At 70.5% G+C, this 23,767-nt stretch carries 24 protein-coding genes; 7 read left to right on the top strand and 17 right to left on the bottom strand.

The window, feature by feature from the left end; all coding sequences use genetic code 11:
* Positions 1-2: 2 nt before the first annotated feature.
* Entirely contained in the window at positions 3-1,022 is a 1,020-nt protein-coding gene (locus QZX79_RS13510; RefSeq protein WP_294568890.1) for an o-succinylbenzoate synthase, read from the bottom strand.
* Between the two features lie 162 nt (positions 1,023-1,184).
* On the opposite strand from QZX79_RS13510, the gene QZX79_RS13505 reads away from it, so the two are divergent.
* Positions 1,185-2,144, top strand: coding sequence for a phosphatase PAP2 family protein (locus QZX79_RS13505; protein WP_294568888.1), 960 nt, complete (start codon positions 1,185-1,187; stop codon positions 2,142-2,144).
* On the opposite strand, the gene QZX79_RS13500 is transcribed toward QZX79_RS13505, so the two are convergent.
* Both QZX79_RS13500 and QZX79_RS13495 read right to left on the bottom strand, forming a co-directional pair.
* A complete protein-coding gene (locus QZX79_RS13500; RefSeq protein ID WP_294568886.1) occupies positions 2,135-2,998 on the bottom strand; it encodes an MBL fold metallo-hydrolase in 864 nt (287 codons plus the stop codon). The genes QZX79_RS13505 and QZX79_RS13500 overlap by 10 nt on opposite strands.
* Positions 2,999-3,059: 61 nt before the next feature.
* On the bottom strand, positions 3,060-4,544 hold the full coding sequence (locus QZX79_RS13495) for an AAA family ATPase (protein ID WP_294568885.1): 1,485 nt from the start codon (positions 4,542-4,544) through the stop codon (positions 3,060-3,062).
* A 184-nt stretch (positions 4,545-4,728) separates the two neighbouring features.
* Here QZX79_RS13495 and QZX79_RS13490 point away from each other — a divergent pair, with 184 nt between their 5' ends.
* On the top strand, positions 4,729-5,535 hold the full coding sequence (locus QZX79_RS13490; protein WP_294568903.1) for an NYN domain-containing protein: 807 nt from the start codon (positions 4,729-4,731) through the stop codon (positions 5,533-5,535).
* Between the two features lie 63 nt (positions 5,536-5,598).
* Here the strand turns inward: QZX79_RS13490 and QZX79_RS13485 are convergent, their stop codons facing one another.
* Genes QZX79_RS13485 through QZX79_RS13475 form a run of 3 tightly spaced genes read right to left on the bottom strand, consistent with a single transcriptional unit; the run spans position 5,599 to position 9,391 of the window.
* Positions 5,599-7,164, bottom strand: a complete 1,566-nt coding sequence (locus QZX79_RS13485; protein WP_294568883.1) for a dihydrolipoamide acetyltransferase family protein — start codon at positions 7,162-7,164, stop codon at positions 5,599-5,601.
* On the bottom strand, positions 7,161-8,264 hold the full coding sequence (locus tag QZX79_RS13480; protein ID WP_294568881.1) for an alpha-ketoacid dehydrogenase subunit beta: 1,104 nt from the start codon (positions 8,262-8,264) through the stop codon (positions 7,161-7,163). Before QZX79_RS13480 ends, QZX79_RS13485 begins: the two co-directional genes overlap by 4 nt.
* Positions 8,261-9,391, bottom strand: coding sequence for a thiamine pyrophosphate-dependent enzyme (locus tag QZX79_RS13475; protein WP_294568879.1), 1,131 nt, complete (start codon positions 9,389-9,391; stop codon positions 8,261-8,263). The genes QZX79_RS13480 and QZX79_RS13475 overlap by 4 nt, the downstream gene beginning before the upstream one ends.
* A 210-nt stretch (positions 9,392-9,601) precedes the next feature.
* On the opposite strand from QZX79_RS13475, the gene QZX79_RS13470 reads away from it, so the two are divergent.
* Complete coding sequence (locus QZX79_RS13470) at positions 9,602-10,045, top strand: Lrp/AsnC family transcriptional regulator (protein ID WP_294568876.1); 444 nt, start codon at positions 9,602-9,604, stop codon at positions 10,043-10,045.
* A 70-nt stretch (positions 10,046-10,115) separates the two neighbouring features.
* On the opposite strand, the gene QZX79_RS13465 is transcribed toward QZX79_RS13470, so the two are convergent.
* The 6 genes from QZX79_RS13465 to paaA are packed head-to-tail and all read right to left on the bottom strand — an operon-like array spanning position 10,116 to position 14,776.
* A complete protein-coding gene (locus QZX79_RS13465; protein ID WP_294568901.1) occupies positions 10,116-10,898 on the bottom strand; it encodes an enoyl-CoA hydratase/isomerase family protein in 783 nt (260 codons plus the stop codon).
* Positions 10,899-10,923: 25 nt separating this feature from the next.
* Positions 10,924-12,084 carry a 1,2-phenylacetyl-CoA epoxidase subunit PaaE gene (gene paaE / locus QZX79_RS13460; protein ID WP_294568874.1) on the bottom strand — a complete coding sequence of 387 codons (1,161 nt, stop codon included), beginning with the start codon at positions 12,082-12,084 and terminating at the stop codon, positions 10,924-10,926.
* Position 12,085: 1 nt separating this feature from the next.
* Complete coding sequence (gene paaD / locus QZX79_RS13455) at positions 12,086-12,616, bottom strand: 1,2-phenylacetyl-CoA epoxidase subunit PaaD (RefSeq protein ID WP_294568872.1); 531 nt, start codon at positions 12,614-12,616, stop codon at positions 12,086-12,088.
* A 5-nt stretch (positions 12,617-12,621) separates the two neighbouring features.
* Entirely contained in the window at positions 12,622-13,446 is an 825-nt protein-coding gene (gene paaC / locus QZX79_RS13450; protein ID WP_294568870.1) for a 1,2-phenylacetyl-CoA epoxidase subunit PaaC, read from the bottom strand.
* Positions 13,443-13,790, bottom strand: coding sequence for a 1,2-phenylacetyl-CoA epoxidase subunit PaaB (gene paaB / locus QZX79_RS13445; RefSeq protein ID WP_294568868.1), 348 nt, complete (start codon positions 13,788-13,790; stop codon positions 13,443-13,445). Before paaB ends, paaC begins: the two co-directional genes overlap by 4 nt.
* Entirely contained in the window at positions 13,787-14,776 is a 990-nt protein-coding gene (paaA, locus tag QZX79_RS13440; RefSeq protein WP_294568866.1) for a 1,2-phenylacetyl-CoA epoxidase subunit PaaA, read from the bottom strand. The genes paaB and paaA overlap by 4 nt, the downstream gene beginning before the upstream one ends.
* Positions 14,777-14,975: 199 nt before the next feature.
* Between paaA and QZX79_RS13435 the strand changes: the two genes are divergently transcribed.
* Complete coding sequence (locus QZX79_RS13435) at positions 14,976-17,162, top strand: S9 family peptidase (protein WP_294568864.1); 2,187 nt, start codon at positions 14,976-14,978, stop codon at positions 17,160-17,162.
* A gap of 64 nt (positions 17,163-17,226) precedes the next feature.
* Here the strand turns inward: QZX79_RS13435 and QZX79_RS13430 are convergent, their stop codons facing one another.
* From QZX79_RS13430 to QZX79_RS13415, 4 genes are all read right to left on the bottom strand, one after another.
* Complete coding sequence (locus tag QZX79_RS13430) at positions 17,227-17,520, bottom strand: DUF1540 domain-containing protein (protein ID WP_120168038.1); 294 nt, start codon at positions 17,518-17,520, stop codon at positions 17,227-17,229.
* A gap of 172 nt (positions 17,521-17,692) precedes the next feature.
* Complete coding sequence (locus QZX79_RS13425; protein ID WP_294568861.1) at positions 17,693-18,325, bottom strand: dihydrofolate reductase family protein; 633 nt, start codon at positions 18,323-18,325, stop codon at positions 17,693-17,695.
* 158 nt (positions 18,326-18,483) lie between these two features.
* The gene (locus tag QZX79_RS13420) at positions 18,484-18,939 is read right to left on the bottom strand and encodes a hypothetical protein (RefSeq protein ID WP_294568860.1); all 456 of its coding nucleotides are present in this window, start codon (positions 18,937-18,939) and stop codon (positions 18,484-18,486) included.
* Entirely contained in the window at positions 18,936-19,547 is a 612-nt protein-coding gene (locus QZX79_RS13415) for a PadR family transcriptional regulator (protein WP_294568858.1), read from the bottom strand. Before QZX79_RS13415 ends, QZX79_RS13420 begins: the two co-directional genes overlap by 4 nt.
* Positions 19,548-19,684: 137 nt before the next feature.
* On the opposite strand from QZX79_RS13415, the gene QZX79_RS13410 reads away from it, so the two are divergent.
* The 3 genes from QZX79_RS13410 to QZX79_RS13400 are packed head-to-tail and all read left to right on the top strand — an operon-like array spanning position 19,685 to position 22,167.
* A complete protein-coding gene (locus tag QZX79_RS13410) occupies positions 19,685-20,185 on the top strand; it encodes a hotdog fold thioesterase (protein ID WP_294568856.1) in 501 nt (166 codons plus the stop codon).
* Positions 20,182-21,522, top strand: coding sequence for a phenylacetate--CoA ligase PaaK (gene paaK / locus QZX79_RS13405; protein WP_294568853.1), 1,341 nt, complete (start codon positions 20,182-20,184; stop codon positions 21,520-21,522). Before QZX79_RS13410 ends, paaK begins: the two co-directional genes overlap by 4 nt.
* Before the next feature lie 27 nt (positions 21,523-21,549).
* Positions 21,550-22,167 (top strand): TetR/AcrR family transcriptional regulator, encoded by a 618-nt coding sequence (locus QZX79_RS13400; protein ID WP_120167816.1) that lies wholly within the window; start codon positions 21,550-21,552, stop codon positions 22,165-22,167.
* A gap of 105 nt (positions 22,168-22,272) precedes the next feature.
* On the opposite strand, the gene paaZ is transcribed toward QZX79_RS13400, so the two are convergent.
* On the bottom strand, positions 22,273-23,767 hold a 1,495-nt coding region (paaZ, locus tag QZX79_RS13395; protein ID WP_294568852.1), incomplete at its 5' end, for a phenylacetic acid degradation bifunctional protein PaaZ.

Below are 23,767 nucleotides of genomic sequence, written 5' to 3'. Positions count from 1 at the left end.
GCCTAGCCCGCGGCCGCGGCCAGCACCCGGTGGACCCGCCCGAGCCGGTCAAGCCACCACCGCCGCCGGTCCGCCGGCGCGGCGAAGGCCTCCAGCAGAGCCGGGGACGCGGTCACCCGACGGACCGGGAGGAACCCGCCGCCGGGCACCAGCGGTTCATCGGTGACGTCGCCCTCCATGAGGGAGACCGTGGCAAGTCCGCAGGCGTAGGGAAGCTCGGGCAGCGCCGCGGCGAGGGCCACCCCGGCGCGGATGCCCACCGAGGTGTCGAGCGCGGAGCTGACGACGGCGGGCAGCCCCGCCCGGGCCACGAGGTCCAGCGCCCTGCGCACTCCACCGAGCGGGGCGGCCTTGATCACGAGGAGGTCGGCGGCGTCCTCCCGGGCGACCCGCAGCGGGTCCTCCTCGCGCCGCACGCTCTCGTCGGCGGCGATGAGCACGGGCACCTCCCGCCGGCGCAGCTCATTGCGCACCGCACGCAGCCCCGGGATGTCGGCCACGGGCTGTTCGGCGTATTCGAGCCGGTGTTGGGCGAGCTCGGTCAGGGCGGTCAGCGCCTCGCCTTCGGTCCAGCCACCGTTAGCGTCGACGCGGAGTGCCGCGGAGGGAAGCAGCCGGCGCACCTCGGCCACCCGGGCCAGGTCCTGCGCGAGGTCCTGTCCCTGTTCGGCGACCTTGACCTTCACCGCGCCGACGCCGCCGAACCGGGCCAGGACCTCCTCGACGCGGGCCGCGGGCACTGCCGGGACCGTGGCATTCACCGGCACCTGCTGCCGCACCGGCTCCGGGAATCCGCGCCACCCGGCCTCAAGTGCCGAACGCAGCCAGCTCGCCGCTTCACGGTCTCCGTATTCGGGGAACGGGGAGAACTCGCTCCAGCCCACGGGGCCCTCGATCAGAAGCGCCTCCCGGACCAGCACGCCCCGGAAGCGGACCCGCATGGGCACTGCGACGACGCGTGCACGCTCCCGAAGCTCGGCCAGCGGGGGGAGGAACGGGGTGGAGAGGTCGGGTGTGCTCACGCGTCTAGGCTACGTGGCACTGGAGTGCGCGACGCGCCGCTCCCCTACCGCCGAAACTGCACGTCACCACGCTTCCGCACCCGCAGAGCGTGGTGATCTGCGGACTCGACGGAGTTTGGGCGCTATTCATGAACTTTCAGCCGGATATGGAACAGTTGGTGGATGACCTTGCAACGAGGACCTCTTCGGTGGACCCGTCGGCGGGCCAGGGCGGCACGCAGCCCCCAGCTGTTCGTCCTGGGTGCAGCGGCGTGCTTCACAGCCCTGGGCTGGACCTATTGGCTGTTCGTCCGGACCACCACCGGACAGTTCGCCGACGAATCGGCGTGGGCGGAGGCCGACACCGCCGCCCCGGACGGCGCCCTGCCGTTTCTCCGCTTCCTCGACAACCTGCCGCTGATCTCCGTGGTCATCGCCGCGGCGACCCTCCTGTTCGTCACACTGGTGCGGCGGCGGTGGGCCGCGGCGCTTCTGGCCCTCGGCGTCATGGCCGGCGCGAACCTCACCACCCAGATCCTCAAGAACATGGTGCTCGACCGCCCCGACCGCGGCGTCCCCACCCTCGACTTCAATTCATTACCCTCGGGGCATACGACGTTGGCGGCATCGGCGGTGGCCGCTGTCTTCCTGGTGTCCTCGCCGCGCTGGCGCCCGCTCGTCGCGGCCGGCGGCGGAACCTATTCGGTGCTCGCCGGTGCCGCGACCTTCGTGAACCTGTGGCACCGCCCGGCCGACGTGATCGCCGCCCTCCTCGTTGTGGGGGCGTGGACGCTCCTGGGCGGACTGCTGGTGATGCGGACCGGCAACGACTGGAACGTCTGGCCCGGCTTCGGCCGCCACTGGGCGGCGTCGCGGTGGTGGCTTGCGCTCTGCTGGGTGGTCGGCCTTGCGGGTCTTGTCCTGTCCGCGCTGCTCTATGTCCTGGTGCAGCAGATCGGGCCGGCGCCGGTCCCCGGGACGGCCAGGGTGCCGTTGTTCTTCTGGGCCGGCCTTTCCTCGATCGTGGGCACCGGCTTCACCCTGGCCGGAGCCGCCGGCTGGCTCTTCACGTCGCAGGCACGCATCACCGGGGACCGCCCGCACCCGAACGAAGCCGCCGTGCGGCCCGGCGCTCAGGGCTGACGGGAGAGCCACTTCCAGTGGGCGAGCGTCCGGAGCCTGTCCAGCAGCACCCGTGACCGTTCCGGGCCGTAGGGCAGGAGCGGGACCGCCTTGGTCATGTCGATTGAGGCCTCGTCCATGGCGACCTTGGTGACCCGAATGGCGGCGCGCATCTTTTCCATCTGCGTGGCGACGAACCGCACATCCACCGGAGCGCCATGCCCGGGAACGAAGACGTCGTAGAGGTCCTCGAGCGCCGTGATCTTTCCGAGCGTCCGGATCCACTCGGTGGGGAACGAGTCCTCGAAGGCCGGGTCGGCGCCCTCTTCGACGAGGTCGCCGGTGAAGAGCACGCTGCCGGCGCCCACCAGCAGGTCGTGGTCGGTGTGGCCGCGGCCGAGATGGAACAGGGTGACCTGCATGCCGCCGAGGTCGAGATCCACCGGTTTGCCCTCGACCAGGCGGGTCGCCGCCACGAGGTCGGCGTGCGGGCCTTCTCCGGCGGCCATCTCGGGTTCCACTCCGGCGACGAGGGCGCGCTGCTGCTCGCCGCTGTCGAGCATCGCCTCGCTGCAGCGCGAGGTGGCCCAGATCTGCTCGACTCCGTGCGCGGCAAGGTAGCTGTTGCCGAAGTAGTGGTCGCCATGGGCATGGGTGATGACGGCGGCCAGCGGCAGGTCCGTCACCTCACGGACCCTGCGCAGGATCTGCTCCGCCTGCCGGGGCCCGGCCCCGGTGTCGATGATCAGCCCGCGCTCGGAACCGAGGACGAAGCCGATGTTCGCGGCGAAGCCGGGGAGGGAGAGGACGCGGATGCCGGGCGCGGGCTCCTGCCACGAGGCTTCCTGCCCCGGGGCATCAGGTATTGCGGACACGAAGGATCCCTCTCCATAGGCGGTGGACCTCCAGTCTAGGAGCCCGGGACTCCAACGGGAGTCACCCCACCGAGCCGTGTGCGGACCATCCCCCGGGCGGGTCTCCCGGGCCCGGGAAGAACCCGGGCCCGGGCGCGAGGCCGGGCTCCGGAGGATAGCCCTGCCCGGCCGGGGAGCCCGGGGAGTGCTGGCTCCCGAGCAGGCTGCGGGTCAGGGTGGCGCCGTCGGCCATCAACTCCGCCACCGCCGCCTCGAGATGTTCGTCGGAGACGTCGGCACCGGCGAGCTGGGCCCCGAGAACCGCCCGGCGCACAAGCTCCCGGACGAAGGACGCGGTGGTTCCCTCGATGCGCGCGGCGGCCGCGGCCAGCGCCTCCTCGCTGAAGCTGATCCTGCGTGAGTAAAGGCGGAGCAGCTCGATGCGCTCGCGCTCGGAGGGAAGCGGGATGTTCACCGCGAGATCGACCCGGCCCGGGCGCTCGGCCAGCGCCCGTTCGAGCATGTCCACCCGGTTCGTCGTCAGGACGAAGGTGACGTCGGCGTCATCGTCAAGCCCGTCCATGGCATCGAGCACCTCGAACAGCAGGGGCTGCGGGCCGTGGCCGTAGCTGCGGTCCTCGGCGATCAGGTCGCAGTCCTCAAGGACCACCACCGAGGGCTGGAGGGCGCGGGCCATCCGGGCGGCCTCGCTCACGAAGGCGAGGGTGCCGCCGGAGAGCAGGATCGCCGTCGTCCCCTCGGTCCGGCCGAGCAGATAGCGCACGGTGTGGGTCTTTCCCGTGCCCGGCGGCCCGTACAGCAGGATTCCGCGCTTGAGGTGCTGGCCCAGGGCCTTCAGCGCGGCGCGGTGGGCGGCGACGCCCACGGCATGGTCGGAAATCTTCTGCAGGAGGCCCTCCGGCAGGATGACGTCCGCCTCTCCGAGGGCCGGGCGGTGGTGGAAGGTGACACCGGCGCTTCCCTGCCCGAAGTCGTCCATCGTCAGGGAGATCACCTGGCCCTTGAGCACGCTGTCGCTCTGCAGCTGCCGGCGCAGCTCGGCGAGGAACGCGGCCGTTGCGCCCGGGTCCGGCGAGAGGACCTCGAGCGATGCGGCCATCCGGCCGTACTGCGGGCTCGCGGTGCGCTGGAGGACCGCCAGCGGGACTCCGTCCCGGGTGAACAGCCAGACGCCCAGCGCCAGGGCCTGCCGCTGGGCGTCGGGGCCCACGGCCACGTTCGTATAGTCGGGCTGGGAGAGGGGAAGCCGCGGGAAGAACTGCTGCTGCTGAAGCATGTCGCTCAGCGATAGATGGTGGCGCTGGTCTCCCCCGCCGATGCCGACAAGCCGGGCGGCCGGGTCCTTTCCGGCCTCCCCGGTCAGGAAGATGTCGAGGTCCACGAAGCGGTGGGAGGGAACCTGCTCGAGGACGACCGGAATCTCGTGTGCCGGGCGTCCGAGGTGTGCGCTCAGGATCGGGACGAGCTGTTCGCCCTGGGGACCGCGCGGTCCCTGCGCCTGCGCCAGCTCGACCAGGGCAGCGAAGTCGGACAGAAATTTCCCCATTGACTCATCCATGGGCAGAGACTACCAGCGGCAGTCCGTCCCCGAACGGCAGCGCTTCGGCGGCGGGAAAGTAATTTCATGTCCTATTAGCTCTAGTCACATCCGAAACATGTGGGCTACTTTCTTCAAATACCTAATTTCGTCGTATGAGGTATTCCCTCCGCTCCAACCAGGACAGGTGACTATGGAACCCGGCGGAACACCACCCCGGCGGAACGTTGCGGTTTTTCTGGATATGGAGAATCTCTACGGCGGGGTTTCCGGGCACCCCACCTCCGTTCCCGTGGGCTCGATCATCAAGGACATCGGCCAGCTCGTCCGCGACAGCGGAGTCGGCGCGCTGACTGCGGTGGCCCGGGCCTACGCGAACTGGGGGCGGGCGGAGATGGGCACCTACCGCCGCCAGCTGCTCGGGCATGGCGTCGAGCCGGTCCAGATCTTCTCCTTCAGCCAGGACATCAAGAACGCAGCCGACATCGAACTCGTGGTCGACGCGCTCCGGGTCGCTGCCGAGGCGCCCTGGATCGAGGTCTTCGTGATCGTCAGCGGAGACGGCGGCTACGTTCCGCTGGTGCGGCGGCTGCATGCGCTGGGCAAGTATGTGATCGTGGTGACGACCTCGGGCCCCGATGTCGGGGCCGTCAGCAGCATGCTCCGGTCGGCCGCGGACCAGTTCCACGTCGTTGCGGTTCCGGAGCCGCCCGCACCGGCGCCAACGGTGCCGGCGCCGGCCGCGCAACCCGCACCGCCGCCGACCCTGGCCGAATACCGGGAGGCGATCCTCTCGCTGGTCGGCGCGGACCCCGAACTGCTCATCGACGGTCGGGTCAATGGGGCCCGCCTGGGCATGCTGCTGCGCAAGCGGTGGCCCGAAACCACGAGCAAAAGTTTCCAGTACCGGAGCCTTGGGGCGCTGGTCGAGGAAAACTGCGGTCTGCGCATGATCCGCCACGTCGAGCCGAAGGCCATCCCGGAGATGGTTCCCGCCTGATCCCGCGGCGGGGCCGGCTTCACGGGAATCCGCGAAGCCGGCCGCCGCCGGGAAACCGCCCCGTTACAGGTCGGCCAGCAGCCGGGCCGGGTTCTCCATCGCGTCGGCCACAAACCGCAGGAACCCGCCGGCCGTCCCGCCGTCGCAGACCCGGTGGTCGAAGGTCAGGGTCAGCTCGGTCACCTTCCGCACCGCCAGCGCCCCGTCGACCACCCAGGGCCGGTCGATGATCCGCCCGACGCCGAGGATTGCCGACTCCGGGTGGTTGATGATCGCGGCGCTGCCGTCCACCCCGAACACGCCATAGTTGTTCAGCGTGAAGGTTCCGGAAGTCAGCTCCGCCGGAGTGGCCTTCCCGGCACGGGCGGCCTCGGTCAGGCGGCGGATTTCGGCGTCGAGGGCCCGGGCGCTGAGCAGGTCGGCCCTGCGGATGCTGGGCACCACCAGGCCACGGTCGGTCTGGGCGGCGACCCCGAGGTTGATGCCCTCGACGGCCAGAAGCTCCTGGGAGCCGTCCCCACCGGTGAGGACGCGGGTATTGAGTTCGGGATATTTCGCCAGCCCGGCGACGACGAACCGCGCGATGAACGCCAGCAGGCCGGGGGCGCCGCCGTCGGACTTCAGCGAGGCCCGCAGCTCCAGCAGGGCGGTGGCGTCCACGTCGACCCACACGGTCGCCTCCGGGATCTCCCGGCGGCTGCGCGAGAGGGTGTCGGCGATCGTCCTGCGCATCCCGCGCAGGGGAACGCGCTCGAGGACGGCAAGTCCGGACCGCTGGTCGATGCCGGACGCCGGCTGCTCCACCGTGGACGGCTCCACCGCCGGCTGTTCCATCACCGACAGTTCCATCCCTGACCGTTCGACGGCCGGGGCGGCGGGGGTACCGGCCCCGCGGCCGGCGAGGGCCGACTCGACATCCCGGCGCAGGATGAGCCCGTCGGGGCCGCTTCCGCGGAGCTCCCGCAGCACCAGCCCGCCCTCGAGCGCCATCCGGCGGACCAGGGGCGAGATGCAGCGCACGGCCTGCACGGCGTTCCCGCCGTCGGGCGCGGCCGGCGCAGCGGGCGCGGGCTCCTGGGTGACAGAGGTGGCCGGTGCAGCCGGCCGCGGCGAACCGGAGGCCCGGCGCGCCCGGGTCCGCTTTCCCGTGCTGCCGCCGGGGGTGCCGTAGCCGATGAGGACGTTGCCCGAGCCCTGCTCGGGTTCCGGGGCCGCGGCCGCCGCGGCGGCGGTGGAGATGCCGGCCCGCTCCTCGTTCCGGTAGGTTTCGGCCTCCGGTCCGGCAATGGTCCCGGCGACGGGTTCGACGCGCGGTGCGGCCCCTGCGGCAGGCGGCTGGCCGGCGGGCGCTTCGGCGGCCGGGGTGCCGGCGGCCCGGACGGAGATCAGGGGGGCGCCGACGTCGAGGGTCTCCCCCGCCGCCCCGTGCAGCACGGCGATGGTGCCGGCGTAGGGGCAGGGCACCTCGACGACGGCCTTGGCCGTCTCGACCTCGGCGACCGGCTGGTCGACGCGGACCTCATCGCCCTCCTTGACCAGCCAGTTGACGAGTTCGGCCTCGGTCAGGCCCTCGCCGAGGTCGGGCAGCCGGAACACCTGCAGGGACGCGGGCAGCGCTTCGGTGCTCATTGCCCGTCCTCCCACTGCAGCTCATCGACGGTGTCGAGGATCCGGTCGACGCTGGGCAGGAAGTGATGCTCCAGCTTGGGCGCCGGATAGGGAATATCGAAGCCGGTGACGCGCCGCACGGGCGCCGCCAGGGAGTGGAAGCACCGCTCCTGGACCCGGGCCACGATCTCCGCGGCGACCGAGGCGAACCCCGGGGTTTCGGCGATCACCACGGCCCGCCCGGTCCGGCGCACGCTCGCACACACCGTCTCGTCGTCGAAGGGCACGAGGGAGCGGACGTCGATGACCTCGAGCGAGCGGCCCTCCTCGGCGGCGGCGGCCGCGGCGGCCATGGCGGTGGGCACCGAGGGTCCGTAGGCGATCAGGGTCGCGTCGGTGCCGGAACGGGCGACGACGGCGCTGCCGATGGTCCGCGGCGCGGAGCCGTCCTCGAAGGCGCGGCGCAGCTCCCCGAGGTCGACAACCTCCTTGGACCAGTACAGCTTCTTGGGTTCGAGGAAGACGACGGGATCCGGCGAAGCGATCGCCTCGCGCAGCATGAGGTAGGCGTCGCGCACCGTGGCCGGGGCGAGGACCGTGAGGCCGGGGGTGTGGGCGTAGTAGGACTCGGAGGAATCGCAGTGGTGCTCCACCCCGCCGATTCCGCCGGCGTAGGGAATGCGGATGACCATCGGCAGCAGCACCCGGCCCTTGGTGCGGTTGGGCAGCTTGGCGACGTGGCTGACCACCTGCTCGAAGGCCGGGTAGGCGAAGGCATCGAACTGCATCTCCACGACCGGGCGCATGCCGTTCATCGCCATCCCGACGGCCATGCCCATGATCCCGGCCTCGGCCAGCGGGGTGTCGAAGCAGCGCCCGGGGCCGAAGCGGGCGGTCAGCCCGTCGGTGATCCGGAAGACTCCACCGAGGGGTCCGACGTCCTCGCCGAACATCAGCACCGAACTGTCCGCCGCCATGGCGTCGGCGAGGGCGGTGTTGAGGGCCTTGGCGAAGGTCACGGCCGTGGCGGCGGACCGGGCTGTGGACTCGGCCGCCGACGGGTCGGCGGGCCGGGCGGGGGCCTCAACCGGGGCCGCCGCGCGTTCTGAGATCTGGGTCATGACTGGACCGCCTCGCGTGAGAGCTCGTCGCGCAGCAGGTCGGCCTGCTCCCGGAGCTGCGCTGTTTTCTGGGTGTAGACGTGGGCGAACAACTCCTGCGGGTCGACCTCGACGTCGGCGTTGAGGCCGACGCGGATCGCGGCCGCGACGGCTTCGGCTTCGGCGGCGAACTGCTCCTCCACGGCGTCGTCGAGCAGGGACAGCCCGCGCAGGTAGGTGCGCAGCCTGCTGATCGGGTCCTTCGGGATCCACTTGTCGACGTCCTCGGCGGCCCGGTACCGCGTGGCGTCGTCGGCGTTGGTGTGGGCCTGCATGCGGTAGGTGTGGGCCTCGATCAGGGCCGGGCCGCCGCCGCTGCGGGCGGAGTCGACGGCCGCGCCGAGCACCGACAGCAGCGCCGCGAGGTCGTTGCCGTCCACCCGCTCCCCGGGCATGCCGTAGCCGATCGCCTTGTGGGCCAGGGACGGCGCCACGGACTGGTTCTTCAGCGGCACCGAGATGGCGTATTCGTTGTTCTGCACGAAGAACACCACCGGCACGTGGAACACGGCGGCGAAGTTCAGCGCCTCGTGGAAGTCGCCCTCGCTGGTGGCCCCGTCGCCGCACAGGGCAAGGACCACGGTGTCCTCGCCGCGGAGCTTGGCTGCGTGGGCGACGCCGACGGCGTGGAGCAGCTGCGTGGCCAGCGGGGTGGCCTGCGGGGCGACGTGCAGTTCGTAGGGGTCGTAGCCCGAGTGCCAGTCGCCGCGCAGGAGGGTGAAGACCTCCAGCGGATCCACGCCCCGGGTGATGACGGCGACGGTGTCGCGGTAGGTGGGGAACAGCCAGTCCTGGGACTGCAGGACGAGCGCCGCGGACACCTGGCAGGCCTCCTGCCCATGGGAGGAGGGGTAGACCGCAAGGCGCCCCTGGCGCACCAGGGCGTTGGCCTGGTCGTTGATGCGCCGGCCCGAGATCAGCCGCGCGTAGCCCGCCAGGAGGGCCTGGGGGTCCGGAAGGGCATACCGGGCGTCGGGATGGGCCTCTCCGTGGTGGTCGATCAGCTGCACCGGAACCGGCGAGGGCAGCAACTGCGTATCGACCCCGCCCTCCGTTCGAGTGGAGTCGCTGTTCGTTGGAATCGTCATGTCCGCCTCCGTTGGCCGTGTCTCCGACAGCCTCCGCACCGCCGCCCGCGGATCGCAGGGGCAGCATTGGATGCTGTGTCACCTTAGTATCGCTTCAGGGTGCATTTCGTATCCATCAAATGCCGAAAGTCTGGAAGGATTGACTTCCCGAGGGCTCGATCGAAGACGATCGGTCGATGTGAGCTGGATTACAGGAGCGGAGAGAGACAGATGGCCGATGGCCCGTTGGACGAGGTTGACCGCAGGATCCTGGCCGAACTGACCCGGGACGGACGGCAGTCGGTCACGTCGCTCGCCGAGAACGTCCACATCTCACGGGCCCACGCCTACTCGCGGATCTCCCGCCTGACCGAAGAGGGGGTGCTGACGAAGTTTACGGCCCTCGTGGATCCCGTGAAGGCCGGGCTGAAATCCTCGGCCTATGTGACCCTCAAGGTGCGCCAGCACTCCTGGCGGGAGCTTCGGGAGAAGCTGAGGGAGATCCCCGAAATCCACCACATCGCCCTGGTCGGCGGGGACTTCGACGTGATCCTGCTGGTGCGCGCGGAGGACAACCTCGACCTGCGCCGGGTGATCTTCGACCGGCTTCAGTCGATGCCGGGCGTCCTGGACACCCAGACCTTCCTGGTGTTCGAGGACCTCGACACCCGGTAGGGCGCGGACAAGGACCCGGCGTGCCCGGCTGCCGCGGGCGCCGCGGACGGCGGCGCCCCTGCAGGGGCGGCTACCGTCCGGCGAAACGGGGGGCGCGCTTTTCCTGGAAGGCGGTGAATCCCTCGGCGTAGTCCGGCGTCCGGCAGAGGGCGGCCTGGGCCGCGTTCTCCTGGTCCACGGCCGCCCACAGCCCCAGCCGCCGGTCGCGGATCCCGGCCACCAGCTGCTTGGAGGCGCGGAAGGCCCCGGTGGCGCCCGTGGCCACCCGGGCGGCGGTGGCCCGGGTGGTGTCGAGGAGTTCGCCGGCGGGAAGCGAGCGGCTGAACAGGCCCGACCGCACGGCCTCGGCGCCGCTCATCAGCTCGGCCGTGTAGATCAGGTCGAGGGTGCGGTGGGCGCCGAGGCGCTCGGTGAACAGCCAGTGGCCGCCGGAGTCGAGGGTGGCCCCGAGGTTGGCGAACGGCGACCCGATCTTGGCGTTGTCGGCGGCGTAGACGACGTCGGTGGCGATGAGCAGGCCCAGTCCGACGCCGAGGCAGGCGCCCTGGGCGGCCGCGAAGGTCGGTGCCGGGAAGGCCGACATCTTCTTCAGCAGCGGGGTGACCAGCCCGGCGAGGTAGGCCTCGGCGTCGTCGGTGTCCGGGGAGACCCCGGAGATGTCGCGGCCTGCGCAGAACGCGCGGCCCTCCCCGCGCAGCAGCAGGGCCCGGACGGACCCGTCGGCGGCCGCCGCTTCGGCCTCGTCGTATGCCCGGGACAGGTCCGCGAGCGCCTGCTCGTCGAGGGCGTTGAGCTTGTAGGGGGCGTTGAGGGTGATTTCGGCGACGCCGTCGTTGACCTCGAGCGAAATCATGGTGTCCTGCAGTGTCATGCCTCTCCTAGGCGTCGTAGTCCACCGACACGGCGTCGCTGGTGGGCCGGGCCTGACAGGTCAGGACGTACCCCTTGGCGAGTTCGTCGGGCTCCAGGGCGTAGTTCTCTTCCATCTCCACCGTGCCCGAGACGATCTTTGCACGGCAGGTTCCGCAGACCCCGCCGGCGCATGCGAAGGGCACGTCCGGGCGCACCCGCAGGGCGGCGTTGAGCAGGGATTCCCGGGCGTGGGTGGGGCTTTCGACGGTGCCCTGCAGCCCGTCGAGGCGGAAGGAAATGGTGTAGTTTTCGCCGTTGTCGGCCGGCCGGACGGGCCGCCCGGTCTGGCCCTCCGGGCGGGCCGGTTCGCCGGTGCTGAACAGTTCGAAGCGGATCTTCTCGGCCGGCACGCCCCGCTCGGCGAGGGTGTCCCGGCACAGCTGCACGAGTTCGAAGGGCCCGCAGAGGAACCACTCGTCGACGTCCTCGGTGCGCAGCACACCCCCGAGCAGGGTCTGCAGCTTCTCGGCGTCGATCCGGCCCGAGAGCAGCGGCGAGATGCGCTGTTCGCGGGAGAGCACGTGGTGGACGGCGAACCGGGCCGGGTAGCGGTCCTTGAGGTCCGCGAGGTCCTCGAGGAACATCACATCCATGGCCGCCTTGTTGGCGTAGATGAGGTCGAAGCGGACGTTCTCCCCGGCGGCGAGGACCGAGCGGGCGATGGAGATCACGGGGGTGATGCCGGAGCCTGCCGCCACGGCGACGAAGGTGTTCTGGGTCGCCGTGTCGATCTTCTCGGGGTGGTTCAGTTCGGTCATTTCGTGCTTGGAGATGAACTGGCCCATCGGGCTCATCACGTCGAGCCGGTCCCCCGCCTTGAGGGACTCATTGGCCCAGCTGGAGAACACCCCGCCCAGGTCCCGCTTGATCGCCACCCGGATCTCCCCCGGACGCGGTTCGGCGCAGATGGAGTAGCTGCGGCGCACTTCCTTCGGCTCGCCGTCGATGTCGAGCGTGGTCCGCAGCGCCACGTACTGGCCGGGAACGTAGTCGTATTTTCCGGCCAGCTCCGCCGGCACGGCGAAGGTGACCTCGACGGCGTCGTCGGTCAGCCGGCGCACCTCGGCCACGGTGAGTTCGTGGAAGGCGGTGCGCCGCTTGTTGGTCGGGGCGAAGGTAACGGCCATGTCAGAGCACCTTGAAGTAGTCGAAGGGTTCCCGGCAGTCCTGGCAGACGTAGAGCGCCTTGCAGGAGGTGGAGCCGAAGCGGGTGAGCTCGCGCGTGTTCAGCGAGGAGCACTGGGGGCATTTGACGCTCAGGCCCACCCGCACGGGCCCCGCCGCCGCCTGCCCGGTGGGCGGGGCGATGCCGTACCGGTTCAGTTTGGCCTTGCCGTCCTCGGTCATCCAGTCGGTGGTCCAGGCCGGGGCGAGGACCAGTTCCACCCGGGCGTCCGCGTAGCCGTGGGCGCTGAGTGCGGCAAGCACGTCGTCGCGGATCGCATCCATGGCGGGGCAGCCGGAGTAGGTGGGCGTGATGACCACGGTGATTCCGGTGCCGCCCGGACCGACGCGGGCGTCCCGGAGGACGCCCAGGTCCTCGATGGTGAGCACGGGGATCTCCGGGTCGCAGACGGTGGCGGCGATGTCCCAGACCGCGGCGGCGGCGGGGTCGGCGGGCCGGTGTGCCGCGGTGGAGGTGCGGGTGTCGGTGCTCATGAGGGCTACCAGGAGGCGCCGGGGTGCTCGCGGGCGAGGACCTGGAGTTCGGCGAGGATGTAGCCGAGGTGCTCGCTGTGCACGCCGCGGCGGCCGCCGCCCGTGGCGCCGGGCACGGCCGGCACCTCGAGGTCGGCCTCGGCGAGCACCGCGGCGACCGCGGCATCGAAGGGCTCCCGGAGGCTGCTGGGCCGGACGGCCGCGCCGCCGAGGGCATCGATCAGGGGCTCGTCCGCGAACAGTTCCTCGACGTAGGGCCACGTCAGCTTCAGCCCGGCAATCATGCGGCGGCGGGACTCCTCGGTCCCCTGGGCCAGGCGCAGCACCCACTGGAGGCTGTGGTCGCGGTGGTAGTCGACCTCCTTGACGGCCTTGGCGGCGATGCCGGCGAGGGTGGCGTCGGTGGAGTGCGTTAGGCGCGAGTACAGCTCCCACTGGTAATGGGAGACCACGAACTGCCGGGCGATGGTGCGGGCGAAGTCGCCGTTGGGCTGCTCGAACAGGTGCGCGGAGCGGAACTCCGGCTCGCGGCGGAAGTAGGCGAGGTCGTCCTCGGTGCGGCCGGAGGCGTGGCCGGCATAGGTGAGGAACGAGCGGGCGTGGCCGATGAGGTCCAGTGCGATATTGGCCAGCGCCACATCCTCTTCGAGCTCGGGGGCACGGGAGATCCACCAGCCGAGGCGCTGGGCGAGGATGAGGGAGTCGTCCCCCAGCCACAGCGCGTACTCCGCGGCCTCCGGGGACGGCACGGCGTCCGAGGCGGCGATGTCCTCGGGGCGCAGCGCGTTGCCCGGGGTGATGCGGGTGGCGCTGGCGTTGGCCTCGCTCACAGGTGCTTCACCCCTTCGCTCTTGGAGTAGTAGGTGGCGTGCCGGTAGTCCTTGCCCTGCGGAGATTCGAAGAACTGCTCCTTCGCGGACGGGTCGCTGGTGATGATGGCCGAGGACGGCACCACCCACAGGCTCACGCCCTCATTGCGCCGGGTGTAGAGGTCGCGGGCGTTGCGCAGCGCCATGTCGGCGTCGGGCGCGTGGAGGGAGCCGGCGTGGACATGGGAGAGCCCGCGCGAGGACCGCACGAACACCTCCCACAACGGCCAGGGCTGCCGCTTTTCCGCGGGCCCCGCCGCCGGCGCGGTCGAGCCGTCGTCGCCGGTCGTGGATCCGCCGGTCATGCTGCCTCCGTCGCTGAAGCGGCCCCGCGGGCCTGCTTGTCGGCGTAGGCCGCCGCGGCCTCGCGCACCCAGGCGCCGTCCTCGTGGGCCTCGCGGCGGCGCTCCATGCGCTGGGCGTTGCAGGGGCCGCGGCCGGCGAGGACCTCCTTGAACTCCTCCCAGTCCAGCGGGCCGTACTCCCACTTTCCGGTGTCCTCGTTGAAGCGCACGTCCGGGTCGGGGAGGCTCAGCCCGAGGGCCTTCACCTGCTCGGCGATCATGCCGACGAAGCGCGAGCGCAGCTCGTCGTTGGAGAAGCGCTTGATGTTCCAGGCCATCGACTGGTTGGAGTTCGGCGAGTCATCGTCCGGCGGGCCGAACATCATGAGCGAGGGCGCGTACCAGCGGTTGATGGCGTCCTGGGCCATGTCGCGCTGTGCCTGCGTGCCGTTGGCGAGTTCGAGCAGGATCTCAAAGCCCTGCCGCTGGTGGAATGACTCTTCCTTGCAGATGCGCACCATGGCCCGGCCGTAGGGTCCATAGGAGGCCCGGCACAGGGGGACCTGGTTGCAGATGGCGGCGCCGTCGACGAGCCAGCCGATCGCGCCGATGTCGGCCCAGGTCAGCACGGGGTAGTTGAAGATGCTCGAGTACCGCGCCTTGCCGGCGATCAGGTCTTCGGTCATCTTGTCGCGCGGGGTGCCCAGGGTTTCGGCGGCGGAGTAGAGGTACAGCCCGTGGCCGGCCTCGTCCTGGACCTTGGCCATCAGGATGGCCTTGCGCTTCAGTGACGGTGCGCGGGTGATCCAGTTGGCCTCGGGCTGCATGCCGATGATCTCGGAGTGGGCATGCTGGGAAATCTGCCGGGTGAGGGACTTCCGGTACGCCTCCGGCATCCAGTCCCGCGGTTCAATACGGGAGTCCTGAATGATCAGCTCATCGAACAGCTGCTGGCCGGCGGCGTCGACGTCCGGGCTGCCGTACTGGGTCGCTGCTGGTGCTGCCATGGGGTCACCTCACTGTGCGGATCGTGTCGAAAATAATTACCGACCGTTCGTTCAGGATATGCGGCGTGCCGGGAGGGCGTCAACACCGAATCCACCGCCGCGGCGCCCGCCGGACACCCCCGGCTGCGGGGATCCGGACCCGTCCTCCGGGTGAACGGAACGCCCGGGCCCCTCGGCGCGCTTCTGGCAAGATGGACCCATGACTGCCGAGACCCCCGTGGATGCCGTCCCCCGTCCGCCCGCCGCGAAGAAAATGCCGGTGGAACGCACCCACCACGGCGACACCTTCACCGATTCCTACGAGTGGCTGCGGGAAAAGGACAACCCGGAGGTGACCGCCCACCTCACCGCGGAGAACGCCTACACGGAGGCCGTCACCCGCGGCCAGGAGCAGTTGCGGGAGCGGATCTTCACCGAGATCAAGAACCGCACCCAGGAGACCGACCTTTCGGTTCCGGCCCGCAAGAAGGGCTGGTGGTACTACTCGCGCACCGAGGAGGGCAAGCAGTACGGCATCCAGTGCCGCGTTGCCGCCGTGGACACCGGCGACCTCGCCGCCGACTGGACTCCCCCCGAGGTGGTGCCCGGGCAGCCGGTCGAGGGCGAACAGGTCCTCCTCGACGGGAACGTCCTTGCCGAGGGCAAGCCCTTCTTCTCCCTCGGCGGGCTCGCCGTGAGCGAGGACGGCACCCTCCTGGCCTACTGCGAGGACAACGCCGGCGACGAGCGGTTCACCCTGCGCGTCAAGGACCTCGAGTCGGGTGAGCTGCTGCCCGACGAGGTGGCCAACGTCTTCTACGGCCTCGGCTTCTCCCCCGACGGAACCCGGGTCTTCTACACCGTCGTCGACGACTCCTGGCGCCCCTTCCAGGTCAAGGTCCACACTCTGGGCACTCCGGTGGAGGAGGACGAGGTCCTCTACCAGGAGGACGACGTCGCCATGTGGACCGGCTTCGACCTCTCCGCCGACCGCACCCAGCTGCTGATCAGCGTCGGCTCCTCCGAGTACAGCGAATACCGGGTCCTCGACCTGACGACGCCGGGCGCCGGCCTGACCACGCTGATCTCCCGGGACGAGAGGATCCTGTACGAGGCGGAGCCGGTGCGGCTGGACGGGGTGCTTCACTACGTCCTGACGCACAACCGCGACGCCAAGAACTCGATGGTGAGCCTGGTGGCCGCCTCCGAGTTCGCCCGGCCGCTCAAGGACCAGCAGTGGACGACGGTGATCCCGCACGACGACGCCGTCCGGGTCAACGGAGCCGCGGTCACCCGCACCCACCTGGTGCTCTCGGTCCGCCGGGACACCACCGAACGCGTGCAGGTCCTCGACCTCAAGGGCCTCGGAACGCCGGCCCAGGCCGCCCCCGCGGAGCCCGACTTCGAGGAGGAGCTCATCACGAGCAACCTCGCCAACGCCGAGTTCGATTCCCCGATCATCCGCCTGTCCTACACCTCCTTCCTGACCCCGCCGCGGATCTACGACTACGTCCTGGCCACCGGGGAGCTGGCGCTGCGCAAGGAGACCGAGGTACTCGGCGGCTACCGGCCGGAACGCTACGTGGCCGAACGCCAGTGGGCGAAGGCCGCCGACGGCACGCTGCTTCCGCTCTCGGTCCTGCGTCGGGCGGACCTGCGGCAGGACGGCTCCAACCCGGCCCTGGTCTACGCCTACGGCAGCTACGAGGTCAGCATGGACCCCGGGTTCTCCGTGGCGCGGCTGTCCCTGCTCGACCGCGGCATCGTCTACGTCGTCGCGCACGTCCGCGGCGGCGGCGAGATGGGCCGCACCTGGTACGAGCAGGGCAAGAAGCTGAACAAGAAGAACACCTTCACGGACTTCGTCGACGCGACGGACCACCTGGTGGACTCCGGGTGGGTGGACCCGCTGCGCATCGCCGCGATGGGCGGCTCGGCAGGCGGACTGCTGATGGGCGCCGTCGCGAACCTCGCCCCGGAGAAGTACCGGGCCATCGTGGCCCAGGTGCCGTTCGTCGACGCCCTCACCACCATTCTCGACCCGGAGCTGCCGCTGTCGGCGCTGGAGTGGGAGGAGTGGGGCAATCCGATCACCGACCCCGAGGTGTACCGGTACATGAAGGAGTACACGCCCTACGAGAATGTCCGCACCGCGGACTACCCGCGCATCGCCGCCGTGACGAGCTTCAACGACACCCGGGTGCTGTACGTCGAGCCGGCGAAGTGGGTGGCCGAACTCCGGGAGAAGACCACGGGTTCAGAACCGATCGTGCTCAAAACGGAGATGGACGGCGGCCACGGCGGCGCCAGCGGCCGGTACGCGCGGTGGAAGGACGTGGCGTGGGACTATGCCTTCGCCGCCGACGCGCTGGGCGCCACCGAGGTCCGGCCCTTCGCCGACGCGTAGGGCCCGCCGCCGGGCGTGGCCCCGGCGCATCCTCCGTCGAGGACGCGCTCACCGGGGAACGCCGCTACCGGGGCTGGTAGGTGAGGCAGTCAGCGGCCTCGGCGCCCGGGCCGACACGGACGTTCTCCGCATCGCACAGCAGGTGGTCGTTGAACTGGCACTCGGAGCGCTGGCAGGCGCCGACGTGCGCCAGCACCTTCGGCAGCCCGCCGCTGGCCGATGTGTCGATGAACGTCGAGCAGCTCGCGTGCTCGGGACTGCCGCCGACGGTGATGGCGAAGGCCGTGCAGTCGTGGTGGTGGTTGAAGGAGCAGGTTTCCACATCGCACGCGGAAACGTTGGCTACATGGTCCGTCATGACTTCCTCCTGGGTAGGCACAATCCGGGAACGTCGGGTGCCGGCGGCGCCGGGGGTCCGGCGGTCATCAGGCACCTTCCTTCCCAAAAAACCTAGCACCGCCGGGGGGCGTTGAACCCGGGGAATATGCGCATTTTTACCTGACCTATTGGCCCGGCGTCCGGGGCGGGCCCTAGCGGACCACCCGGTAGGTGGTGGAGGTGACATGGGGGGTGCTCCGCGCCCGCACAATCGCGAGCTCAAGGTCCCCGACGCCGGCGAAGAGCCGTTCACCCGCGGACAGCAGGACCGGCGGCACATGCAGGGTCAGTTCGTCGATCAGGCCCGCGGCCAGGCACTGGTTGATGGTTGAGGCGCCTCCGCCGACGCCGACGGAACCGTTCCCGGCCGCCGCCCTCGCCTGCTCGACCGCGGCCGTCACGCCGTCGGTGATGAAGATGAAGGTTGTGCCTCCCTCCATCACCACAGGGTCACGGGGGTAGTGGGTCAGCACGAATACCGGCGCGTGGTACGGCGGATCCTCCCCCCACCAGCCCCGCCAGGGTTCATCCCAGGCGCCCCGCACAGGCCCGAACATGTTCCGGCCCATCACGTACGCGCCGTGCGAGAGCAGCTCCTCCCGCTGGGCGGCGTGCGCTTCAGGGTGGTCGAACATCCAGGTGTGGAGGCTCTCACCATTCTCCCCCAGCGGATCCTTCAGGCTCTGGCGCGGGCCGGCGACGAACCCGTCGAGCGATACCGCCACCCCGCAGCTCACAATGCCCACCGGACCGGCCTCCTCAGGTTTGAACTCAGTTTCGGACACGGTGCCTCGACCTTGCGTGATCCGCGTCCGGAGGGTTTGGCACCCCTGTCCCCGCAGTGAACCACAGTCGATCCCTTCCCAACAGGGGAGAACGGATTTTGGGTGAAGGCTGTGATGAAGGCTGTGGGTGGAGCTGCGGGTCCGTGGGCGCCGCCCGCTTAGGCAGCGCGGCCGTCGGGACTCCCGTCCGAGCCGTGCTGCCGGTCGAGGCGCAGGCACAGAAGCAGCAGGACGAGCGCGAGGGGCGCCCAGAGGAACCGCTCCCAGGGACTCGACGAGGCTGCGTTCATCAGGGTCCCGGCCGCAAGCAGGACGATGAATCCGCGGAGTCCCCAGCGGAGGGCCCTGCCCGCCGGAACCGGTCCCGGACGGCCCCGGGCAAGAACGGTCAGGGCGGCCAGCAGCCACACCACCATGGCCACGGCGCTGGCCGCGCGCAGCTCCGCCGGCAGCCGGCCGGCGCTGGCGCCGCCGTAGGCGGCTTCCCCCAGGGGTGCCCCGAGCGCCAGGGATGCCTGGAAGGCCGCGATGACCGAGAAACCCGCCGCCGCAGCGGCAGCCGTCCGCCCCGGCGTTGCGGCGCGCCGGAGGCGGAGAAAGGGGAAAGCGTTCATGGGTGCTCCCTTACAGGATGGACGGTCTCGGAAACTGCTGGTGGTTCTGCGGCAGGATTGGGCGCTGCCGAGTCGGACAGGGCTTCAAGGGCCTCAAGGGCGTCGTCGGCCCAGGCGATGGCCGCCCGGGCGGCATGCTCGCCTGCGGAGATCGTGAGGAGCCAGTAGGGGCGGTCCTGGGCGTGCGGACCCTCCTGCGATTCGCTGCGTCCCACGGCAAGCTCGGCCAACCGCGCCTCCGCTTCCTCCCGGGCCTCCCGGATCAGGTTCCGGCAGGCCTCGGGCCCCAGTTGGCGGCCAAAGAAGAGCCGGAGCATCAGCCCGTTCCGCGGCCGGACCGGTTGCGCCGGCTCCGAGAGCAGTTCGCGGAGCCGCGCCGTCCCGGCCGGCGTGATGGCAAAGACCGAAGCCCGCGCCCGGTCCGCGCCCCGGCGCTCGATTAGGCCCTGCCGCTGAAGTTCCGCGAGCGCCGGATAGATCTGGCCGAAAGACTCGCTCCAGAAGTGCCCGAGGACGGACCGGATCTCTTCCCGCAGTGCATACCCGGTCATGGGCATCACGCTCAGGGCACCGAGCACTGCGGTCTGGGTCTGCTCCGTACGTGACATGCGGCCCTCTCCTTCGCCGCTTATATCTAATAGATATAGAGGCTCGAAAGCAAGGCCCCGCCCGTCCCGCCTTGACAGTGCCCGTCGGCCGGTATTACCTAATGAACATTCGGTAAATAATTCGGAAGGCGGCTCGAATGGACAGCGACGTCCGGACGGCGGGGCCCGCGGCACCGCGGCACCAGATCCTCGCGGAGGACCACGCCTCGGCCTGGCTGGGCATCGAGCTGCTCGAGGTCGGCGAGGGCTCGGCCCGGATCGCGATGACGGTGCGCCCGGAAATGCTCAACGGCTTTGGCATCGCCCACGGCGGAATGATCTTCGCCTTCGCGGATTCTGCCTTCGCCCTCGCCTGCAACCCCGCCTCCCCCGGTGCTGACTCCGCGTCCGGGGCACAGGACGCCGGGACCGTGACGGTCGCCTCAGGGGCCGACATCACCTTCCTCAGCCCGGTGCGGGCCGGCGAGGTCCTGACCGCGGTCGCCGAACGGCGGGCCGCCGCGGGCCGCAGCGGGCTCTACGACATCACCATCACCGCGCACGACGGCGCCGCGGGCCGCCCCGTCGCCGAGTTCCGCGGGCGCTCCCGCACCGTGCCCGCACCCGCCCGTTCCCCGAAGGCGAAGGACCCCTCATGACCGGTACAGCCCTCAAGGCCTCTGCGGCCGCTCCCGGAACCCTCGACCCCGAAGAGGAGTACAGCCGGGACCGCATCGAATCGCTCCAGCTCGAGCGCCTGCAGCGCACCGTGGCCCTCGCGTACGACAAGGTGGAACTGTACCGGCGGAAGTTCGACGACGCCGGGGTGCACCCCGGCGACCTGCGCGAACTGTCGGACCTGGCAAAATTTCCCTTCACCACCAAAGAGGACCTGCGCCGGTCCTACCCCTTCGGGATGTTCGCCGTGCCGCAGGACCGGGTGGCCCGCATCCACGCGTCCTCGGGTACCACCGGCAAGCCCACCGTCGTCGGCTACACCGCCGGGGACATCGACCGCTGGGCCACCCTGGTGGCCCGGTCGCTGCGCGCCTCCGGCGTCAAGAGCGGATGGAAGGTCCACAACGCCTACGGGTACGGCCTGTTCACCGGCGGCCTCGGCGCCCACTACGGTGCCGAGAAGCTCGGGTGCACCGTCATTCCAATGTCCGGCGGGCAGACCGAGCGGCAGATCCAGCTCATCCGCGACTTCGAGCCCGACGCCATCCTCGCCACCCCCACCTACCTGCTCACCATCCTGGACGCCATGGCCGCCGCCGGCATCGACCCGCGCTCGACGACGCTGAAGACCGCCGTCCTCGGCGCCGAGCCGTGGACCGAGGAGATGCGCCACGAGCTCGAGGAGCGCATGGGCTTCGACGCCTGCGACATCTACGGGCTCTCCGAGGTCATGGGCCCGGGCGTCGCCGGAGAATGCGTGGAGAGCAAGGACGGCTCGCACATCTGGGAGGACCACTTCCGGCCCGAGATCGTCGACCCGTTCACCGACCAGGTCCTGCCCGACGGCGAAGCCGGCGAACTCGTCTTCACCTCCCTGACCAAGGAGGCCATGCCGGTCATCCGGTACCGCACCCGCGACCTGACCCGGCTGCTGCCCGGCACCGCCCGCCCCGGGATGCGCCGGATGGGGCGGATCACCGGCCGCAGCGACGACATGATCATCCTGCGCGGAGTCAACCTGTTCCCCACCCAGGTCGAGGAGCTCGCCCTGCGGATTCCGGCGCTGAGCCCGCACTTCCAGCTTGAGCTCACCCGCCCCGAGGGCCAGCGCATGGACCAGCTGAACGTGAAGGTGGAGCCGCGGGACGGCGTGTCCGCGGAGGCGGCCCGCGACGCCGCGGCCACGCTGCGGGAGCAGATCAAGATCCACATCGGCTCAAGCTGCACCGTGACCGTCGTCGAGCAGGGCTCCCTGGTGCGCTCCAGCGGGAAGCTCAAGAGGGTCTACGACCTCCGCCCCCGCTCCGGCGGGGAGTGACCGAACGTTCATGCGAAAATGACGGATATGGCGAGCACTCAAGCACCGGCCACCACGCCCGGACGCCGCGGGCGTCCCGGCTACGACCAGCAGGCGGTCCTCACCATCGCCGTGGACGTCTTCAACCGGCACGGCTACGAAGCGACCTCCATGGGGGTGCTCGCCGAAAACCTGGGCATCAGCAAGTCCGCGATCTACCACCACGTCCCCTCGAAGGGCGACCTGCTCCGGCTGGCCCTCGAACACGCCCTCGGCGGGCTTGAGGCGGTCCTCGCCGACCCGCGGGCGACGTCGGGACGGGCCGATGCGCGGCTCGAATTCGTCCTCCGCGGCACCATCGCCGTCCTGACCGAGCGCCTGCCGTTCGTGACCCTGCTGCTGCGCCTGCGCGGCAATACGGAGGTTGAGCGCGGCGCCCTTGAGCGCCGGCGCTCCTTCGACCGGCAGGTCGCGGCCCTTGTCGACGCGGCCCGCTCGGAGGGATCGCTGCGCAGCGACATCGACCCGCGGACCACCACCCGGCTGCTGTTCGGCACGATCAACTCGATCGTCGAATGGTACAAACCTGGGGGCCCCCTCACCGCCGGCAAGCTGGCCGACGACGTCATCACCATGGTCTTCGACGGGCTGCACCACCGGCCCTGAGCACCGGCGCGTGCGCGCGAACGCTGGCGGCCGCCGCCGACACGGGCGACCGCTTGGACGGGCGACCGCTCGGGCGGGCCGCCTCTGCGCCCCGCCGGCGGGGCCCTACTTCTCCACGAGGGTCAGCACGTCGTAGGTGGCCACGATCTCGTCGGACTGGTTGGTCAGCACGGCGTCCCAGGCCACCTCCCCGTATTCGTCGGTCTCCCGCGGCGTGATCTTCTTTGCGGTGAGCGTGACCCGGATCGAGTCCCCTGCCGCCACCGGGGTGAGGAAACGAAGGTTTTCCAGGCCGTAGTTCGCCAGGACCGGGCCCGGCTCCGGATCGACGAACAGTCCCGCCGCCCAGGAGAGCAGCAGGTAGCCGTGGGCCACGATGCCGGGGAAGAACGGGTTGGCCGCGGCGGCTTCCTCGTTGGTGTGGGCGTAGAACTTATCCCCCGTGGTGTCGGCGAACGCCGTGATGTCCTCGAGGGTCACCTGGCGCAGGTCGGACCGGACGGCATCGCCGATCCGCAGCTCGGCGAGATTCTTCCGGAACGGGTGGACGCCGTCGAACCTGCGGTCCGCTCCGGTGTGCCACACGCCGGTGACCGCCGTGAGCATGTTCGGGGAGCCCTGCAGGGCGGTGCGCTGCATGTGGTGGAGAACCGAGCGCATGCCGCCGAGTTCCTCGCCGCCGCCGGCCCGGCCGGGCCCGCCGTGGGTGAGGTGCGGCACCGGGGAGCCGTGACCCGTTGAGGAGCGCGCGTCCTCCCGGTTGAGGATCAGCACGCGCCCGTGGTGTGCGGCGATCCCCGTGACGAGCTCGCGGGCGGTCTCCGGGTCATTGGTGCACACGGTGGCGACCAGGGACCCGGAACCGAGAGCCGCGAGGTGGACGGCATGCGCCGGGTTGTCGTATCCGATGACGGAGGCGACGGGCCCGAAAGCCTCCACCGAGTGCAGCGCCCCGGCCTCCACGTCCTCCCAGGTCAGCAGCAGCGGCGCCATGAACGCGCCATCGCCGGCCGGCCCGACTGTCCCGTCTGCCCGGGTGACCTCGGGGACGTCGAGGGAGCCGAGGGCAATCTCGCCGCCGGAGGACAGCAGTTCGCGCACCGAGTCCCGCACGCCCTCAAGCTGTTCGAGCGAGGCGAGTGCCCCCATGGTGACGCCCTCCGCGCGGGGATCGCCCAGGGTGACCCGCTCCTGGATCCGGGTACGGGCGGCGTCGACGACGTCCCGGACGAGGGCCCTGGGCACGATGGTCCTGCGGATGCCCGTGCACTTCTGCCCGGCCTTGACGGTCACCTCGGTGACCAGGGACCGGATGAAGGCCTCGAACTCGGGGGTGCCCGGCACCGCATCGGGACCAAGGATCGCCGCGTTGAGGGAGTCCGTCTCCGAGCTGAAGCGCACTCCCCCGTGCATCACATTGGCGTGGGAGCGCAGCCGGTTCGCGGTGGAGGCCGACCCGGTGAAGGCCACGAGGTCGCGGTAGTCGAGGTGATCGAGCAGGTCCCGGGCCGGGCCGGAGATCAGCTGCAGGGCGCCCTTGGGCAGGATGCTGGATCCGACGATCAGCTTCACCGCCGCCGCGGTCAGGTAGCCGGTGGGA

The sequence above is a fragment of the uncultured Arthrobacter sp. genome (assembly GCF_902805515.1).
Taxonomy (GTDB): domain Bacteria; phylum Actinomycetota; class Actinomycetes; order Actinomycetales; family Micrococcaceae; genus Arthrobacter_D.
The sequence above is the reverse complement of the archived record's forward strand: the minus strand, read 5'-3'. Positions and strand labels throughout refer to the sequence as shown.

Coding starts and splice junctions, on each gene's coding strand:
- QZX79_RS13415 (WP_294568858.1), bottom strand. CDS start 19,547: ATGTCACGTACGGAGCAGACCCAGACCGCAGTGCTCGGTGCCCTGAGC.
- QZX79_RS13480 (WP_294568881.1), bottom strand. CDS start 8,264: ATGACCCAGATCTCAGAACGCGCGGCGGCCCCGGTTGAGGCCCCCGCC.
- QZX79_RS13495 (WP_294568885.1), bottom strand. CDS start 4,544: ATGGGGAAATTTCTGTCCGACTTCGCTGCCCTGGTCGAGCTGGCGCAG.
- QZX79_RS13470 (WP_294568876.1), top strand. CDS start 9,602: ATGGCCGATGGCCCGTTGGACGAGGTTGACCGCAGGATCCTGGCCGAA.
- QZX79_RS13435 (WP_294568864.1), top strand. CDS start 14,976: ATGACTGCCGAGACCCCCGTGGATGCCGTCCCCCGTCCGCCCGCCGCG.
- QZX79_RS13420 (WP_294568860.1), bottom strand. CDS start 18,939: ATGAACGCTTTCCCCTTTCTCCGCCTCCGGCGCGCCGCAACGCCGGGG.
- paaK (WP_294568853.1), top strand. CDS start 20,182: ATGACCGGTACAGCCCTCAAGGCCTCTGCGGCCGCTCCCGGAACCCTC.
- paaB (WP_294568868.1), bottom strand. CDS start 13,790: ATGACCGGCGGATCCACGACCGGCGACGACGGCTCGACCGCGCCGGCG.
- paaE (WP_294568874.1), bottom strand. CDS start 12,084: ATGGCCGTTACCTTCGCCCCGACCAACAAGCGGCGCACCGCCTTCCAC.
- QZX79_RS13475 (WP_294568879.1), bottom strand. CDS start 9,391: ATGACGATTCCAACGAACAGCGACTCCACTCGAACGGAGGGCGGGGTC.
- QZX79_RS13465 (WP_294568901.1), bottom strand. CDS start 10,898: ATGATTTCGCTCGAGGTCAACGACGGCGTCGCCGAAATCACCCTCAAC.
- QZX79_RS13490 (WP_294568903.1), top strand. CDS start 4,729: ATGGAACCCGGCGGAACACCACCCCGGCGGAACGTTGCGGTTTTTCTG.
- QZX79_RS13485 (WP_294568883.1), bottom strand. CDS start 7,164: ATGAGCACCGAAGCGCTGCCCGCGTCCCTGCAGGTGTTCCGGCTGCCC.
- paaA (WP_294568866.1), bottom strand. CDS start 14,776: ATGGCAGCACCAGCAGCGACCCAGTACGGCAGCCCGGACGTCGACGCC.
- QZX79_RS13400 (WP_120167816.1), top strand. CDS start 21,550: ATGGCGAGCACTCAAGCACCGGCCACCACGCCCGGACGCCGCGGGCGT.
- paaD (WP_294568872.1), bottom strand. CDS start 12,616: ATGAGCACCGACACCCGCACCTCCACCGCGGCACACCGGCCCGCCGAC.
- QZX79_RS13410 (WP_294568856.1), top strand. CDS start 19,685: ATGGACAGCGACGTCCGGACGGCGGGGCCCGCGGCACCGCGGCACCAG.
- QZX79_RS13505 (WP_294568888.1), top strand. CDS start 1,185: ATGACCTTGCAACGAGGACCTCTTCGGTGGACCCGTCGGCGGGCCAGG.
- QZX79_RS13430 (WP_120168038.1), bottom strand. CDS start 17,520: ATGACGGACCATGTAGCCAACGTTTCCGCGTGCGATGTGGAAACCTGC.